13 protein-coding genes are annotated in these 17,743 nt (G+C 35.8%); 10 read left to right on the forward strand and 3 right to left on the reverse strand.

Translation table 11 applies throughout. The annotated features are described in order from the left end of the window. Positions 1-79: 79 nt before the first annotated feature. From B5440_RS00820 to B5440_RS00830, 3 genes are read left to right on the forward strand one after another with little or no spacing between them, the layout of a single operon-like run. Positions 80-2,056 carry a polysaccharide biosynthesis protein gene (locus B5440_RS00820; RefSeq protein WP_070052472.1) on the forward strand — a complete coding sequence of 659 codons (1,977 nt, stop codon included), beginning with the start codon at positions 80-82 and terminating at the stop codon, positions 2,054-2,056. 10 nt (positions 2,057-2,066) lie between these two features. Next, positions 2,067-2,849, forward strand: coding sequence for a polysaccharide biosynthesis/export family protein (locus B5440_RS00825; protein WP_070052746.1), 783 nt, complete (start codon positions 2,067-2,069; stop codon positions 2,847-2,849). Next, positions 2,850-5,255: a GumC family protein gene (locus tag B5440_RS00830; RefSeq protein WP_070052470.1), complete on the forward strand. Its 2,406-nt coding sequence runs from the start codon at positions 2,850-2,852 to the stop codon at positions 5,253-5,255. 224 nt (positions 5,256-5,479) lie between these two features. Here the strand turns inward: B5440_RS00830 and B5440_RS00835 are convergent, their stop codons facing one another. After that, a complete protein-coding gene (locus tag B5440_RS00835; protein WP_070052469.1) occupies positions 5,480-6,211 on the reverse strand; it encodes a tyrosine-protein phosphatase in 732 nt (243 codons plus the stop codon). A gap of 76 nt (positions 6,212-6,287) precedes the next feature. On the opposite strand from B5440_RS00835, the gene B5440_RS00840 reads away from it, so the two are divergent. The 4 genes from B5440_RS00840 (at position 6,288) to B5440_RS00855 (ending at position 12,261) form a co-directional block, all read left to right on the forward strand. Further along, a complete protein-coding gene (locus B5440_RS00840; RefSeq protein ID WP_070052467.1) occupies positions 6,288-7,646 on the forward strand; it encodes a capsule assembly Wzi family protein in 1,359 nt (452 codons plus the stop codon). Positions 7,647-7,732: 86 nt separating this feature from the next. Then, entirely contained in the window at positions 7,733-9,847 is a 2,115-nt protein-coding gene (locus B5440_RS00845; RefSeq protein ID WP_070052466.1) for a PAS domain-containing sensor histidine kinase, read from the forward strand. Positions 9,848-10,069: 222 nt separating this feature from the next. Next, positions 10,070-11,827: a PAS domain S-box protein gene (locus tag B5440_RS00850; protein ID WP_070052464.1), complete on the forward strand. Its 1,758-nt coding sequence runs from the start codon at positions 10,070-10,072 to the stop codon at positions 11,825-11,827. A 23-nt stretch (positions 11,828-11,850) separates the two neighbouring features. Next, positions 11,851-12,261: a response regulator gene (locus tag B5440_RS00855; protein ID WP_070052462.1), complete on the forward strand. Its 411-nt coding sequence runs from the start codon at positions 11,851-11,853 to the stop codon at positions 12,259-12,261. Here B5440_RS00855 and B5440_RS00860 read toward each other — a convergent pair. Then, a complete protein-coding gene (locus B5440_RS00860) occupies positions 12,258-13,334 on the reverse strand; it encodes an endonuclease/exonuclease/phosphatase family protein (protein WP_070052461.1) in 1,077 nt (358 codons plus the stop codon). The genes B5440_RS00855 and B5440_RS00860 overlap by 4 nt on opposite strands. Positions 13,335-13,345: 11 nt before the next feature. Further along, complete coding sequence (locus B5440_RS00865; protein ID WP_070052460.1) at positions 13,346-14,161, reverse strand: phosphatase PAP2 family protein; 816 nt, start codon at positions 14,159-14,161, stop codon at positions 13,346-13,348. Between the two features lie 189 nt (positions 14,162-14,350). Here B5440_RS00865 and B5440_RS00870 point away from each other — a divergent pair, with 189 nt between their 5' ends. From B5440_RS00870 to B5440_RS00880, 3 genes are all read left to right on the forward strand, one after another. Further along, the gene (locus B5440_RS00870) at positions 14,351-15,481 is read left to right on the forward strand and encodes a vWA domain-containing protein (protein WP_070052458.1); all 1,131 of its coding nucleotides are present in this window, start codon (positions 14,351-14,353) and stop codon (positions 15,479-15,481) included. 79 nt (positions 15,482-15,560) lie between these two features. Continuing rightward, the gene (locus tag B5440_RS00875) at positions 15,561-15,932 is read left to right on the forward strand and encodes an endonuclease domain-containing protein (protein WP_070052745.1); all 372 of its coding nucleotides are present in this window, start codon (positions 15,561-15,563) and stop codon (positions 15,930-15,932) included. An 82-nt stretch (positions 15,933-16,014) separates the two neighbouring features. Continuing rightward, the gene (locus B5440_RS00880; protein WP_070052456.1) at positions 16,015-17,478 is read left to right on the forward strand and encodes a magnesium chelatase; all 1,464 of its coding nucleotides are present in this window, start codon (positions 16,015-16,017) and stop codon (positions 17,476-17,478) included. Positions 17,479-17,743 lie beyond the last annotated feature (265 nt).

Raw genomic sequence — 17,743 nt, forward strand, 5'->3', positions numbered from 1 at the left:
AAGCATTATGATTGGAAAATATAATTTGATTTCGAGGCAAGCCTCGGAGTATTTAATCTCGATTATCGAGTAAACAATTATGGGAGATAAGGTAAATAAGATATTAAGAAATATACTCTCGGGAACCGATAACGCCCTCGATTTAAGGAATATAAAGTATCTTCCCAGGTGGGCGGTTTATTTGATAGACCTTTCTCTGGTGGCGATTTCTACCCTGTTTACCGTTTTACTTATTATAGATCTTACTCCAAATTATTATACGGTGCTCAGTTTTTATGATAAGGCCTTTATCGTAATAGCAGTTCATATTTTCTACTTTTATATTTTTAAAACTTACGCAGGGATTATTAGATATTCTTCTAATATAGATGCTTTGAAGTTGCTCCTGGCTACCATGAGTTCGTTTTTTACATTGCTGGTTATTAATTATATAACTTTTTTCGTTACAGGGGAGAAAATATTCTTGGTAGGCGGTTTGTTCATTAATTTATGTATTTCTTTTTCCTTGCTATTTCTTTTCAGACTAGGGGTGAAACAGATATATGAATACTTTAAACTAGTTAGTCGGGACGAAGACATCTTAAATGCGGTTATTCTTGGAGCTGATGAAAACGCCATTTCTATAGCAGGTGCGCTTGATATAGAAATCCCCAGGAGATTTAAAATTGTGGGTTTTCTGACCAATGAAAGGCACAATAAAAGTATAAGATTGCTGGATAAACCGGTAATTAATTATTCTTCTGAAATTCATAAAGCTGTTCAATCTGTAAATGCAGAAGCGGTTATCCTTTCTGAAAATAATTTTTCGGCCGAAGAAAAATTTAACTTTGTAAAAGATTGTCTTGAAAACGATATTAAGGTATTTAATGCACCAATTGTTTCAACCTGGGGTGAAGATACTCAGCCTATCGCGAAAAAGGTGAAGTCTCTTCAAATCGAAGACCTTTTAGAACGTGAACCTATTAGGCTTAATCCTGAAAATAAGATCGAGCAACTAACCGGAAAAACTATTTTGGTTACTGGTGGAGCAGGATCTATAGGAAGCGAGATAGTAAGACAGGTAGCCCAGTACAACCCAAAGAAACTTATTATTCTTGATCAGGCTGAAACTCCGCTTCACTCGTTAAGTCTGGAAGTAAACGCAAAATTCCCTGAATTGGATTGTAAATTCATTATTTGTGACGTAGGTAACTTTAAGCGCTTAGAGCTTATGTTCCAGAATCAGAATATTGATGTGGTTTACCACGCCGCGGCTTATAAGCATGTTCCATTAATGGAGGAGAATCCTCACGAAGCGGTGTTTGTAAATATCCAGGGAACAAAAAATCTCGCCGATCTTTCGTTAAAGTATCAAGCTTCACATTTCGTAATGGTTTCTACTGATAAAGCGGTTAATCCGAGTAATGTGATGGGGGCTTCTAAAAGAGCCGCTGAAATGTACGTTCAGTCGCTTTATCATTCCAGGATCAAAGAAGACTCAAATACTACAAAATTTATCACAACCCGTTTTGGTAACGTACTGGGCTCAAATGGATCTGTAGTGCCTTTGTTTAAAAAGCAAATAGAAAAAGGAGGGCCGGTTACTATAACCCATCCCGATATCATAAGATATTTTATGACCATTCCGGAAGCTTGCCAGCTGGTTCTTGAAGCCGGGGCAATGGGAAAAGGTGGAGAGATCTTTATTTTTGATATGGGAGAACCGGTTAAAATTATGGATTTGGCTATAAAAATGATTAAACTTGCCGGTTATGATCCAAATAAAAATATTAAAGTAAAGATTACCGGACTAAGACCCGGAGAAAAACTTTATGAAGAATTATTAAATGATGAATGCAAAACACTTCCTACACATCATAAGAAAATTATGATAGGTCAGGAGGTAGTTAGAGATCACGAATTGATAAAAGAGAAAATTGAGAAAATCATTAATTCAGCCAATTCATTAAAGGCAGAAAAGATGGTTAAAAAATTAAAAATACTTATCCCGGAATTCAAGAGTAATAATTCTTTATTTGAAAGCCTGGATAACAAAGAAGAAGTAATAAGTGAATAAAAACAATTGCATGTTCAAATCTATAGGGAAACTGGGATGGTTTCTTATTTTAAGTATTATTGTATCAAGTTGCGCTACCAAAGATGATGTGGTCTATTTCCATAATTCTCAAAGTCTGGAAGGCAAAGAAAATCTATTGGATTACGAACCGAAAATTGAAGCCAATGATGTACTAAGAATTAATATCTCTTCTTCTTCGGTAAATGAAGAAATAGTAGCTCCATTTCAAATGAACCAACAAGGTGGCCAATCCGGGGGCGGTGGTGGCCAAAACCTTTCGTTAACAGGTTACCTTGTGAGCCCTGAGGGTACTATTAACTTTCCCGTTCTTGGCACAGTAGAAGTAGAGGGACTAACGCGTACCGCAATTCAGCAAAAATTACAGAAGCAGATAGCTGAATACGTAAGAGATCCTGTAGTGGATGTTAGGATTGTAAATTTTAGTGTAACAGTTTTGGGAGAAGTTGGTTCTCCCGGAAGAGTCCAAATAACAGACGGGAGAGTTACTATGCCCGAACTTTTGGCAATGAGTGGGGATATCACTTATAACGGGAAAAGAGAAAATATTAAGATTATTAGAGAGGTCAATGGAGTAAAAACTGTAGGGTATATTGATATGACCGAATCTGATCTGTTTGATAGTCCGTTTTATTATTTAAAGCAAAATGATTTGGTATATGTTGAGCCTACTTATAGGACTGTTAAATCCGCCGGATTTTTTACTAGTTATCAGGGGATCATTTCAGTGGGAACTACAATAATTAGCCTTTACTTTTTAATTAATAGTCTTTAAATGGAAGAATTAAACGATTTTAACGAGGATAAAGAAGAATCTACCTTCGATTTAAAAGCTGAACTCTTTAAGTACCTTGCATATTGGAAGTGGATTCTTTTAGGTTTTCTTATCGGCGGTTTGATAGCCTATTTATATAATAGGTACACTATTGCGAAATATAATACTGAAGCTACAATGATGATCGTAGACGATCAGGAGAATAATGCCTTGAACGCTGGTTCGTCAGGAGGTGTTGGTATTTTTTCACTTGTAGATGAAGGTATTCAAAATCACATAGAAAAATTAAGATCCAAACAACTTGTAGAAAGTGTTGTTGATGAATTAGATCATAATATCAGCTATTTTACAGAGGGAAATGTAATTACTGTTGAGTCTTATAAAACCAGTCCTGTTTTAATTGAATTCATCACCCCGGATAGTATTGTTCATTCTGTTTCCAAAGATTTAATTGTAACCCCTATATCAGATACTTCATTTAAACTAGAAGACGAGGCAAGTAAATATTCAGAAACTCATAATATAGGGGAAGTCATTAAATTAGATGATATTCAATTCACTATTTTACCGAAATCGGGTGAAGAAGAAGGGACTTTTCGAAAGACTAGTTCGGTAAATATCAAAATTCAACCTCTCAGATCTGTAGCTGCAGAATATATTTCGAAATTGCAAATAGCTCAAAAAGGGCAGGCAAAGGATATTTTATCCTTAAGTTTAGTTCAGAATACTCCAGAGAAATCGGAGGACTTTCTTAGTAAATTGATGGAGCGTTTTAATGAAGAAGGTATTAAAAATAAACAGGAGGTAGCAGAAAATACTACAAAATTTATTCAGGATAGACTTGAAATGATAACTACGGAGTTAGATTCAGTAGAAGTAAACATCGCTGATTTTAAAAGGGATAACCAAATAATGGATGTTAGTAGCGGGGCTTCCCAGTTTCAGTCAAAATTTACAGCTACTGAGCAAGAGATTTTTAATATTGAAACTCAGTTGGAACTTTTAAATTCAGTAGAGGAATTACTAAGAAATCAAGGTAAATACGAGCTACTACCTGATGTGGGTATCAGTGAAGGTGGTGTTTCTGGACTTGTGAATTCTTACAATACTCTTATTATGGAGCGTAATATGTACCTTGAAGGAGGTACAGAGCGTAATCCTATCGTAAAAACAATAACTCAACAGCTAGACAGTTTAAGAGAAAACCTTTTTGAAAATATTGAAAGTACCAGGCGTTCACTCAACGTACGGTTAAGAGAACTTAATCAAAGAGGAAATGTTGCACAAGGCCAGTTCAGTAACTTTCCTGGGCTTGAAAAAGGGATGCGAAGTATAGAACGCCAGCAACAGATTAAAGAGCAACTTTATTTATTTCTACTGCAAAGAAGAGAAGAGGCGGCTATTTCTTTTGCTGCTACAGCTTCTGTAGCCCGGGTTATTGATGCTCCTTTTACCAATAACGACCCTGTTGATCCTAAGCCATGGCTTATTTTAACAGGAGGTTTTATTATTGGATTAATAATTCCAATCCTGATAATATTCGCTAAGAATATGCTGGACACTAAAGTTCATCATAAAGGCGAATTAAGTGGGTTGATAAAGCATATTCCGTTTATCGGGGAGGTGCCGCGTATTGGTGGAGAGCAAAATGAACGTATCGAATTAAACGATCGTACTCCCTTGGCTGAATCATTTAGGATTTTACGGACAAACCTTGCTTATTTATTTCAGAATAAAGATAAAGATAAGGGAGAGATAATTTTTGTCACTTCTACTATTAAAGGAGAAGGAAAGACCTTTGTATCTTATAATATGGCACGTACTTTAGCGAGTACGGGAAAGAAAGTTTTACTGATTGGTGCAGATATTCGTAATCCCAAACTTCATAGGTATGGCGAAATAAGTGATGCGGCACCTAAAGGTCTTTCAGATTATTTGTACGATTTTGAAGTTACTGAAAATGAAGTTATTTCTATAGAAAAACAGGCAGGGATAAAAGTAGATATGGTTCTTTCAGGCCCTATTCCACCTAACCCTGCAGAACTTCTTATGAATGATCGATTAGAAAGCTTATTAGAGTATGCAGGGGGAGTTTATGATTATGTACTGGTGGATACCGCTCCAACTATGATAGTAACAGATACCTTGTTAGTAAGTCCATTGGCTGATACTACCTTGTATGTTGTGCGAGCTGATTTCACTGATAAAAAGATGCTGGATTTCCCTAAAGAACTTAAGCAACAGGGAAAACTTAAAAGCCCGGCGATTATTTTAAATGATGTGGATTATTCAAAATTCTCTTATGGAGCTAAGTATGGGTATTCTTATGGCTACGGATATGGTTACGGTGCCGATAAAGAATCTCGCTGGCAACGAATAAAAAACAAGATGTTTGGAAATAAATAAGATTTCCTAGGCTAAATTTTTTGAATATCCGTAAACAGCAGTCATACTTTTAAATGTTAACGTCACCCTGAACTGGTTTCAGGGTCTAAGGTGAGTGGTAGGTACTATTCGTGTTAGATGCTGAAACAAGTTCAGCATGACGATTTTTTCATAAATTCACTTCTATGAGTGAAAGGGGATATACATTCTTAATTTTATATCGAATTGTAAGTCCAGAGTTTTGTTTACTTAAACAAGGCTTTGGATTTTTCAATTATAGGTTCTAGAAGATTAAGCTGCTTTTTCTTTAATTTTATATTCCCGATTTTTTCCAGGTGTTCCATTCTGTGGGCATCACTGCTAATAAAATCAATCATCCCTCTTTCAAGTAACTGGAAGGCTTTCTTTTGTATTCCTGTTCCATAGTGAGGGGTAAGGGATAACATATTTAATTGGAAATCACATCCTCTTGTTTTTAGGTCTTTATACTTATCAAAACTGCTATCGTGATAAAAAGCATAACGCTCTGGATGAGCTAGTATTGGTTTTAAATTTGTATTCTGAATTTTAAATAGGATTTCAGCTAAATTAATAGGTGCCTGAAAATACGACATCTCTACTAAAACACAATTTTCTGCAACATTCAATACATTATTCTTTTCCAGTTGATCTATTAAATATTGATCCATCATATATTCTCCTGCAGCTTTAATAGAATTTCCGTGTGGCAAATTCTTTTTTACTTTTTCCAAAGCGGGAAAAATCGTCTCTGGAGTATTGGGGTAAAATTCTCCCATAACGTGAGGACTGGCTACAAAATTAGTGACTCCAAATTCATTAAATTTTTTGATCATTGCTATAGAGTCTTCTGCACTATTAGCACCATCGTCTATACCGGGCAGTAAATGATTGTGGAAATCGGTGAAACCTTCCAGCAAATCGACTAAAAAATATTTTTTCTGAAAAATGGATAGCATTTCTAAGTTTTAGAAACATAAAATTACATATTTTTAAATCGAATTAAGCATATTTGAAAAGTCTTAACGCCTACTTATGAAACAAAATTTACTAGTATTTTTATTTCTTTCCTTTTTCCTAAATGTCCACGCACAAAATTTTGAGTTCAGTGGACAAGTGAACGCAACCGGATTATTGTATAGCGAGGAGAACTCTCCATTTTGGTTGCACACCAATCAAAGAGGAAGAATAGATGAACTTACCAATTTTTCAGGCTTTATTAGCACTCACGGATTTTATAATCTTTCTGAAAATTCTAATTTAGAGTTTGGGCTGGGAGCACTTTACCAGGACGGTTTTTCCGATAAACTTCAATTAGATGAAGCCTATTTAGCTTTTAATAATTCCTGGTTGGGAATTGTGGCGGGACGTAAACAGCGCAAAGAATTGTATAGAGGATTAAGCGCTACTAACCAAAGCATTTTATGGTCTTTAAATGCAAGACCACTTCCCGGAATTCGACTTTTTACTAGACGCCCCATATTTTTTAAAAATAATCGCGGATTTGGGTTCCAGGCTTCATTTGAAGAATACCTTATGGATGATGAGCGTTTTGTAGAAAACACCCGTCTTCATCATAAAAGCTTCCATTTAGTTTATAAATCTTCACCTAAATTTCAAATTTTAGCTGGGTTGAGACACTTTGTACAATGGGGCGGCACACACCCGGAATTCGGAGATCTTCCTTCCGATTTTGAAGCTTATACCAGGGCAGTTACTGGAAGAGGAGCAGGCGAAGACACGGGAGATGGAATTTCTGAGCAGGAAATTAACGGTTTAGGAAATCATTTGGGGAGTTACGAGATAAATATCAAAACCATATTAGCTGGTTATAATGTTGAATTTATTTACAATCATTTATTCGAAGACGGCTCTGGCAGTTTGCTAAGAAATACCCCTGATGGACGTTACGGCATTTTTATAGAAGATCCTGCGGCTTCTTTAGATTCCTGGTTTCAAGCAGTAATGTATGAATTTTACTATACCAAAAATCAAAGTAAAAATACACCCACCACCGATGGTGAGGATAATTATTTCAATAATAATTTATACCGATCTGGTTGGACTTACGAAAATAGAGTGCTGGGGCTTCCATTTATTACCCTTGGGCCAGATAGATTTAGGATAAATAACAATAAAATAATTGCACATCATTTAGGTTTAAGCGGGATGGCCTTTAATAAGGTGCCATATAGATTTCTAGGAAGTTTCAGGAAGAATTATGGCGGAAAAGGAAGTGCAAATACCAATGGGAAACACGTTCTTTCTACTTACCTCGACTTAAATTTACTCCAAAATGTAGTGAACTTAAATCTTCAGCTAGGATCCGATTTTAGCGAAATTGAAGGTCCTAATTTTGGTGCCGGCGTTTCTATTTCTAAATCGTTTTTATAAAAAGAAACCGTAAATTCAAACTGCGCCTCAATGAAAAAAATAACAACACCGGTTTTAAAAATTGATGGGAATTTTGAAATTATAAGTTGGAATACTTCCGCAGAAGAATTTCTAAAGAACACTTTAAAAAAAGACTTAAGGCGCAGCTAAGTGTAAAAGAAATATTTCCACCTGAGATCTGGACTGAATTCCTTGGAGATTTTGAAACAAATCAAGGGGTACTTCACAATGTCTTTGCTTTTTCAAAAACTGAAGCTATAGAGATTTTTAGTAGTCCTTGTTTAGATGATGAGGGAAATATTAAAAATTATTCGCTAGGCATAAAAGTTGTTCCTCCTAGGGATACTAATTCGTCTGAAAATATAATCCAATTAAAAAATATTCTGGAGAATTCCTCTCTAGCTATTTTTCTGTCTGATCCTAATGGTCTAATAGTAGAAGTTAATAGGGCTGCGTGTAGACTTTTTGGTTATAGTATTAAAGAACTGAAACAATTAAGTCGGGAAGATATAATGCAAAAGAATTCCGACTTGGAAATGGCCGTTCAGCAGAGAAATAAAGCCGGCGAATTAAGAACGGAATTGGTAGGAATTAAAAAGAATGGCGAGACTTTTCCTTGTGAGGTACATTCTGTTATTTATACCAATAATGATGGTGAAAAGAGAACCAGTACCACGATTGTAGATATTTCAGATAGAAAAAAACAGGAATTAATGGCAGAAAATAGCAAGCAAGCTTTTCAGTCTTTATTTGATTATAATCCTGATGTTGTCTATTCGTTTGATCTTAAAGGTAACTTTGTAGATCTTAACGAAGCTGCTTTAAATCTTGTAGAAGGTCCCAGGGAAAAAGTAAGAGAAGTTAATTTTTTACCTTTAATCGCGCCAGAAGATAGAGATCGTGTAATGATGCACTCTTCCATGGCAGTTTCAGATGAAGTGCAGCGTTATAAAACTAATTTTATAAGTCTTAAAGGAACAAAAAAGGTGCTTGATGTCACAAACTTTCCAATATATGTCAATAAGAAAATAACCGGGGTATACGGAATTGCCAAAGACATCACTAAACAGGTGGAAATAGAGCAGAAACTGCGGGAAGAACATAATATGTTTAGGGCAATTATAGATTATATTCCAGATCATATTTTTGTAGTGAATGAAAAGCACGAAACTATTTTAACCAACCATAGTTTTTATAAAAATTATTATGGGGTTGAAAATGAACAGGAAAGTTTAGGACTAACGGCCTTAGAATTTTTTGAAAAAGAAGAAGCTACCAAAGTACTCGAAGATAACACACAGGTTATGAATAATGGTATTCCTGTAATAAATCGCGAGGATATAGATCAGAATTTTAATGGTAAAAAAAATTATACACTGTTAACCAAAGTTCCCTTTAAATTTGGGGATAATAAAAAAGGCCTGGTTGGGATTTCAAGAAATATTACTGAAATTAAAGAGAAAGAAAAGGCTTTAGAAGAATTAAACGCGGCGCTTAAAAAACATGCGGATGAATTAGCATTATCTAACAAAGAACTTGAACAATTTGCTTATATAGCCTCACACGACCTGCAGGAGCCGCTTAGAATGGTAACTAGTTTCCTAACACAGCTCAAGAAAAAATACGACCATAAATTAGATGATAAAGCGCAACAATATATTTATTTTGCGCACGATGGTGCAACCCGAATGCGCCAAATAATTTTAGATTTACTTGAATATTCAAGGGTGGGACGGGTAGCGCATAAAGTTACAGCAGTTAATCTCGAGCACTTAGTTTCTGAGGTGCTATCACTTCAAAAAAAATCTATTGAAGAAAAAAATGCTAAAATTGAAATAGGTGTACTGCCAGAATTGGAGGTTGAAGAACCGGTGTTAAGGCAATTATTCTCTAATTTAATAGGCAATGCCTTAAAGTATTATTCAAAAGAAAGGCAGCCAGAAATCAAAATTTCATCTTTAGAAAAAGAGAAGCATTGGGAATTTAAAATCAGCGATAACGGTATCGGGATTGAAGAAGAATTCAAGGAGCAAATTTTTATAATTTTTCAGCGTTTACATCAGCGCGATGAATATGAAGGAACCGGAATTGGCCTGGCAATATGTAAAAAGATCGTAGATAATTTTGGTGGTGAAATTTGGGTAGACTCCAGGCTTGGGGAAGGGAGCAGCTTTTATTTTACAATCCCAAAACAATTTTAGTATATTTACTTGATAATCGAGATTAAAATGCTCAGAGGCTTGCTTCGAAATCAGATTGTATTTTGCAATCCTAATGTTTCGTGAGCTTGCTCCGAAGTAATTTACTTTGTAATGCGAAGCTAAGTGCTTTTAATTTTGAAGGCTTTAAATTCAGGTTTACCTCTTGTAACTGGTTGATTCAGTTCATACGAATTCTTAGTTTGTTATTTAAAATAGTATTAAATGATTCAAAATTCCGGGGAATTAAAGGTTTTAGTTATGGAGGACAACCCGGGCGATTTTATTCTTATAGAAGATTATCTTTCCGAAGAACATGCAGCACTGGAACTGCAGCGCGCCGAAAATTTTAAAATGGCGAAAGAAATGCTCCAGGCTTCCAAAAATTTTGATACCGTCTTACTCGACCTATCACTCCCGGATATTAAAAATACCGAAACTCTAGTAAAAGAAATCCTGGCTTTGGCTAATGGTGCACCGGTGGTGGTACTAACAGGATATACCAATAAGGATTATGGAATGAAAACTCTTTCCTGGGGCGTTTCAGACTACCTCCTGAAAGATGAAATTAATGCTTCAAATCTTTCTAAAAGCATCCATTACAGTATCGAGCGAAAAAAGGTACAGCGGCAGCTTTATGCGTCTGAAGAAAAGTACCGAACATTATTTGATTCCAGCCCTTTACCAAAATGGGTTTTAGATAGACATACCCTTGAATTTTTAGACGTTAATCAAGCAGCCATAAACCTCTACGGCTATTCTAGAGAAGAATTCATGAAAATGACTGTGAGAGATCTGTGGGTAGATGATGAGGATGAAATAGAACAAACTGTAGAGGATAATTTTCACGATTTCTCCAGTATTAGAGTTAAGCATTATACTAAAAGCAGGAACCTTCTTTTTATAGATGTTCAAAGTAACCCTATTATATTTGGAGGCAGGGAAGCTCGCGTTACTTTGGCGCACAATATTACCGAAAAACTTAAAGCTGAAAAAAAATTAAGACACAGTCAGCAGCGTTTTAAGGCCCTGGTGCAGGATGGCAGCGACGTGATAAGTATTTTAGATGAAAATTTTCACTATACTTATATTAGCCCTAGTGCAAAGAATATTTTAGGTATAAACCCTGATAAACTGATAGGAAGTAATGCATTCGAGTTTATTCATAGTGAAGACCATCCGTATATAGAAGACAAGATCAAATTTCTAGGTAATAAAGTAAAATCTTTCCAATTGCCATCCTATAGATATAAAAATGGAGAAGGTGAGTGGCGATGGTTAGAAACTATTATAAGTGATTTAAGAGATGATCCTGCAGTAAATGGTTTGGTGGCAACTTCAAGAGATATTACCAGTTTTAAATTACAGGAAAAGGAATTAAGAGAAAGCCTGGAGCGTTATGATATTGTTGCCAAAGCTACCAGCGATCTAATTACCGATTATAATATTGAAAACGATACTTTTCAGTTTAGCAATGCGATCCATGATATTTTTGGATATAGCCCGGACGAACTGGGAACTTCCCGAGAATGGTGGAGGGAGCGTCTGCACCCCGAGGATTCCAAGCGTGTAACTGAAGCTACTAAGGAAATTTACAACAATCACAAAAAGCTATTGAATATTGAATATCGCTTTAAATGTGCTAACGGAAACTATAAGTATATCCTTGACCGTAGTTATGTGATTAGTGATGCTGAAGGCAAACCTTCGCGTATAATTGGTTCTGTACAGGACATTACCGAAAGAAGAAAATATATTAATGCCATAGAGCGCAGTAATGAAAGGCTTCGGGAAATTGCCTGGACACAATCTCACGTAGTTAGGGCGCCTTTAGCAAGAATTATGGGTTTAATAGATTTATTAAAAAATGAAAGAAATAACCTGGATAATATTGAGGAAATTATAGATAATATCTTAAATTCGTCTGAAGAGCTTGATAAGATTATTAGAAAAATCACCAATAAGACCGAAGAAGATTTTTAAGCCCTTGCCCTAAACTCTCCAGAATGCTTGAAGTAATTATCGTAGATGACGATCAAATTGTGGTGTTTATTCAAAAGAAAATGATATCAAATCACGAGATCGCATCTAACCCGGTTTGTTTTAATAAGGCTGATGATGCCTTAAATTATTTAAATGAACAGCAGCAACCTAGAAATAAAAAGGACTTCCTTATTTTTTTAGATATCAATATGCCTAATATGAATGGCTGGGATTTTCTTGACTGTTTAGAAAATAACGAACAAAAATCTAGTTATCATGTGGTTATGGTTACCTCTTCAATTAACAAAGAGGATAAGGAAGAAGCTAAAAAATACAGTATGGTACGCTTATTTATTGAAAAACCTATTCGCTCTTCAGATTGTGAAAAAGTAAAAGAAATTTCAGAAATAAGTCATTTTTTCGAACGGGTTTAAACACCTTTTTCACGGGGTTGAGCATCATCTATTTTTTCCTGAGCCCAATCTTTTTCCTCTTCTTCAGCTTCTGGTTTATTTTGTTCCAATTCTGCCTTTCGCTCAAAATTCAATTTAATATACATTGGGAAATGATCTGAGCCTATATGTTTTTCGCGGGCAATATCCACCAGGGTAAAATCATTACTATGAAAAACGTGATCCAAGGGCCATCTAAAAAAACGATAATCGGCGTGGAAAGTATTAAAAAATCCTCTACCAATTCTTGGATCTATTAATCCGCTCATTTGCTGGAATAACCTTGTGGTTCTGGACCAGGCCACATCGTTTAGATCTCCAAATACCAAAACACTATCATCCTGTTCCCGCACATCTCTTCCCAGCATCAGTAATTCTGCATCACGATTAGTAGAAGTATCAGCTTCAGAAGGACTTGGTGGCTTGGGATGCATACAATGAATTCTAATTTTTGAATTATCATCTAAGCGCACAAACCCGTGAATAGAAGGAATATCGTTTTTCACCAAATACCTGATCTCGGTTTCTTCCAACTTCAGTTTAGAGTATAGGTGCATTCCGTATAGGTTATCCTGAGGTACTTTTATACAATATTTATATTCCTCTTCCAGCTCCTTTAATGCTTCTTCCCATTTTTCATCAGATTCCAGGGTTAGTAAAATATCGGGTTGCCTACGGTTTACAATTTCAAGAAGTTTGTGATAATCCTTATTTGGAGTAAGCACATTGCTTACCAGGATTGAAATATTATCGGATGGATCTCCATCCTCAAATTGCATGACTTCCTTTTTTGCAAACCAGGTATAAGGATAGATTTTTTCAACCTGGTAAATGAGGCTCACTAAGAGTAGTGCAATAGCGATAAAATGAATTACTTCAGAAAAATCAAAAACGATAATAGCTACAATAATTACCGCACTAATAAGTATTGAAATTTGCAGTCGTGGAAAATCGAAAGCTCGTATCCACCATTGATCAAAACGTGTTGCAGATGCCAGGCTGGGAATTAAAAATAGTCCGCAGGCTATAAGCATTATTATTTCTGAAATTTCCATAGAGAATTAGCTTAAAACTTATAGGTAAGGGCAAGGCCCTTGGTATTTATACCAGTGCCATTCACATTAAAATTGGCAGTGGGATAGAGATCAATATTTTCTTTGCCTTTTTTATGTAACTCGGGAATTAAAATACCACTGGCGGCTCCTACTACAAACCCTGCAATATTATCGGTTAGAAAATGCTTTCCAGCTTTGGTACGTAAATAACCCATTAATACCGAAATTCCCGTAGCGCCTCCCCATACATAGGGTATTGCTTTAGAATCTGGATGAAAATCATTAAAAACCTTGGCAGCAAAAAAAGTTCCTGCAGCTGCCACGGCCGTATGTCCCGCTATAAAGGAGCGTTGGGCACCACCTTCAGTACGCTCACCCGTGGGAAGATCTTCGTTATAAACCAATGGCCTACTTTTATCTATTAAACCGGCCGTCATAGTATAAAAAACTCCGGTAGTAGCCATAGTTTCAACAAATAGAACACTTATTTGACCAAAATTCTTTCTTTCGGCCTCGCTGGGTAAAAAGGCCAGCGGCATTCCCAAGGCAGCATAAAAAGGAATATAGCTTGCAGCATCTGCCTTTTCAGAATAATTTCCCGCTGCCCACCGGTCTATTCCCCAAATGTCATTTTTATTAAGTGCATTAAGTTCAGATTCGGATAGTGATTCTTTATTTTGAATAAAAGTAAATCCTAAAACGTTTAAACCAACAGCGCCTGCAATATATACACCATCTTTCCAGGTATTGGTTTCATAGGGAGAATCCTGGGCGTAAGTGCTAAAAACCAGGCTTAAACATAAAAGGCTTAGTATTATTTTTCTCATTTATTTACAGTCTATATTTAGTAATATTCAAATCTCTAAACTCCTTATTAATTGCTGAAGTAATTAAGAAAAGAATAACAATATAAAGCTCAATTGCAACAATCACAAATTTATAGATTAACATAAGTTTAATCACTGTTGGAGCTAAAGATTTTCCAATTCTACCCAAAATACTGTAATTTTAGGATTATGAAGAAGAAAGATTACAGACAGGGCAGCGGATTTGTTTTTAATAAATTTGAAGAACCGGACAAATCGCCATTTGATAGATTGTTCGAGGTTTTCAAAGAATTGATAACCCATACTTCTGGCGATCTAGATGAAGCGCTGGATTGGCTGAAACAGCTAGATGAAGAATATAAGTTAACTACAGAAGATTATACACTGGATGATTTTGTTGAAGACCTTAAGAAAAAAGGTTACATCAAAGAAGAAAGTGAAGATGAAGGTGGTGGAATGGCCATTACCGCTAAAACCGAGCGTGCTATTAGAAAGCAGGCTTTAGATCAAATCTTTGGAAGACTTAAAAAAAGCGCTTCCGGCAGTCATAGAACAAATCACGTAGGCCGGGGAGATGAGCATACCGGCGATTTTAAGGCATTTCAATTTGGAGATACCCCAGATAAAATTTCGGTTACCGAAAGTCTGCGTAATGCACAGATCAATCACGGGATAGGAGATTTTAATATGACCGAAGAGGATTTGGTGGTTGAAGAAACACATTACAAATCCCGAATGAGCACGGTTTTAATGATAGACCTTAGCCATAGTATGATACTTTATGGCGAAGATCGTATTACTCCGGCAAAAAAAGTCGCCATGGCACTCGCCGAATTGATCACTACCAGATATCCAAAAGATAGCCTTGATATTATTGTTTTTGGTGACGATGCCTGGCTGGTTTCTATTGCCGATCTTCCTTATTTAAAAGTTGGCCCATATCATACCAATACCGTTGCAGGTTTAAAACTGGCTATGGATATTTTAAGAAGAAAACGTAGTACCAATCGCCAGATTTTTATGATCACCGACGGGAAACCAAGTTGCCTGAGAGAACGGGATGGTTCTTATTATAAAAATAGTATGGGGCTGGATCCTTATATTCTAGGAAAATGCTATACCATGGCTAGACAGGCTAGGAAGTTACATATTCCTATCACTACATTTATGATCGCCCAGGATCCTTATTTAATGCAGTTTGTTAAGGAATTCACCTATGCCAATCAGGGTAAGGCATTTTATACAGGTCTAAAAGGTTTAGGAGAAATGATCTTTGAAGATTACGAAACCAATAGAAAAAAGAGGATTAGGGGGAATTAATAAAATTCAAACTCCCCATTTTGGTTTGCAACCAAAACTTCCCCTCTTTATCTAAAGAGGGGAGCAATTAAAAAGTATGATGCTGAAAAGACAACAAATTCATACGCGCAAGGAATTAAAGGAATACCGTAAGTTCCTAAGAGAAAATATGACTTTGGCTGAAGCTTTTCTGTGGAATTTTTTAAAAGCTAAAAAGCTTGAAGGAAAGAGGTTTACAAGACAACATAGCATAGGAAATTATATAGTAGATTTTTATTGTGCTTCAGAAAAATTAATAGTAGAGTTAGATGGTCAAGTACATTTAAACAGTACAATAGAAGAAAAAGATTTAAAACGAACTAGATATTTAGAAAGTTTGGGGTTCAATGTTATTCGTTTTGAGAATAAAATGGTATTTGACTTTCTACCTACTGTTTTAAAAGAAATTAAAGATAATTTTAAAACCCCTTAAAGTTCCTCCCTTTTCAAAAGGGAGGTGGCTGAATTTCGATAGAAATTTAGACGGAGGGTTTAATCAGAAATAAAAAACAAACATGAAAAAAGAAAATATAAATACACTGGGAGAACTTAAAAAATCCGGATATAAAAGTCGGGGTATTAAAGAAGAACTTAGGGAGAATTTAATTGAAAAGATTAAGAAAAATGAACCAACTTTTCCCGGGATTCACGGTTACGAAGACAGTGTGATTCCCGAACTGGAAAGAGCAATTTTATCCCGCCATAATATCAATTTACTTGGCTTAAGAGGTCAGGCAAAAACCAGGTTAGCTCGTTTAATGGTTAATCTGCTTGATGAGTATATGCCCGTGGTACAGGGATCAGAGATCAACGACGATCCTTTGAATCCTATTTCCCGATACGCTCGAGAGTTAGTGAAGGAGAAAGCAGATGAAACTCCAATAAGCTGGGTGCATAGAGAAGAACGATTTTTTGAAAAACTTGCCACACCAGATGTGACGGTGGCCGATCTAATTGGTGATGTAGATCCTATTAAAGCTGCAAACTTAAAATTAAGTTATGCCGATGATCGCGTAATTCATTTCGGGATGATTCCCCGTACAAATAGAAGTATTTTTGTAATTAACGAGCTACCAGATTTACAAGCAAGAATCCAGGTAGCCTTATTCAATATTCTTCAGGAAGGCGATATCCAAATCCGAGGATTTAAACTAAGATTACCATTAGACCTGCAGTTTGTATTTACTGCGAATCCTGAAGATTACACCAATAGAGGTAGTATTGTAACTCCGCTTAAAGACCGGATTGGGTCTCAAATTCTAACCCATTATCCAAATAGCATTGAAACTGCTAAAATTATTACCGCGCAGGAGGCTAAACTTGATAAAAGACAAAGTGAACTGGTTTATGTTCCCGAACTGGCCAAAGATCTATTGGAACAAATTAGTTTTGAGGCACGGGAAAGTGAATTCATAGATGAAAAAAGCGGGATAAGTGCAAGGCTAAGTATTACGGCTTATGAGAACCTGTTGAGTACTGCCGAAAGACGCTCATTGAAATCTGGAGATGAGGAAACCCTGTTGAGGTTTGGCGATTTTCTTGGGGTTGTACCTGCAATTACCGGGAAAGTAGAACTTGTATATGAGGGGGAAGAAGAAGGAGCGGCTAGTGTAGCTTTACAGTTAATTGGCGATGCGGTAAAAACTTTATTCCCGCAGTATTTTCCTAAGATTGAAAAGTTACAAAGACCAGACGAAACCACACCTTATGACGATTTGGTAGAATGGTTTTTTGAACAAAGCGGTTTCGAATTACCCGATGATCTTTCAGATGCAGATTACAAGCAAAAACTAGATTCGGTAAAACCTTTGAATGACCTTATTAAAAAATACCATCCTGAAATTTCAGAAAAAGATTCTTACTTCTTAAAGGAGTTTTTGCTGTGGGCTCTGGTTGAATTCAAAAAATTAAGTAAACATAGGTTTGCCAAAGGCGTTCAATTTAAAGATTTATACGGTAGTTATATAAGTGATCTTTAAGTATTTAATAATTCAGTTCGAAAAATGCCCGATTATTTTAATGATCGGGTATTTTTTTTATCCAATAAGAAGAAATTCATAATTCTTACCCCAAAGGCTCATTTTTGTTTGTAATACCTCTGAAAATATATACTTTTATTACCAGAATAATGTCAAAAATGAAGATTACAAAAAACACTAATTTCCACACTTCAACAAGCGTTCTTGGCTTGGGCATTTTTGGCATGACTATTATTCGTATTACCCCTTTTGGGGTATAATTCTA

It is taken from the genome of Salegentibacter salarius (assembly GCF_900168265.1).
Taxonomy (GTDB): domain Bacteria; phylum Bacteroidota; class Bacteroidia; order Flavobacteriales; family Flavobacteriaceae; genus Salegentibacter; species Salegentibacter salarius.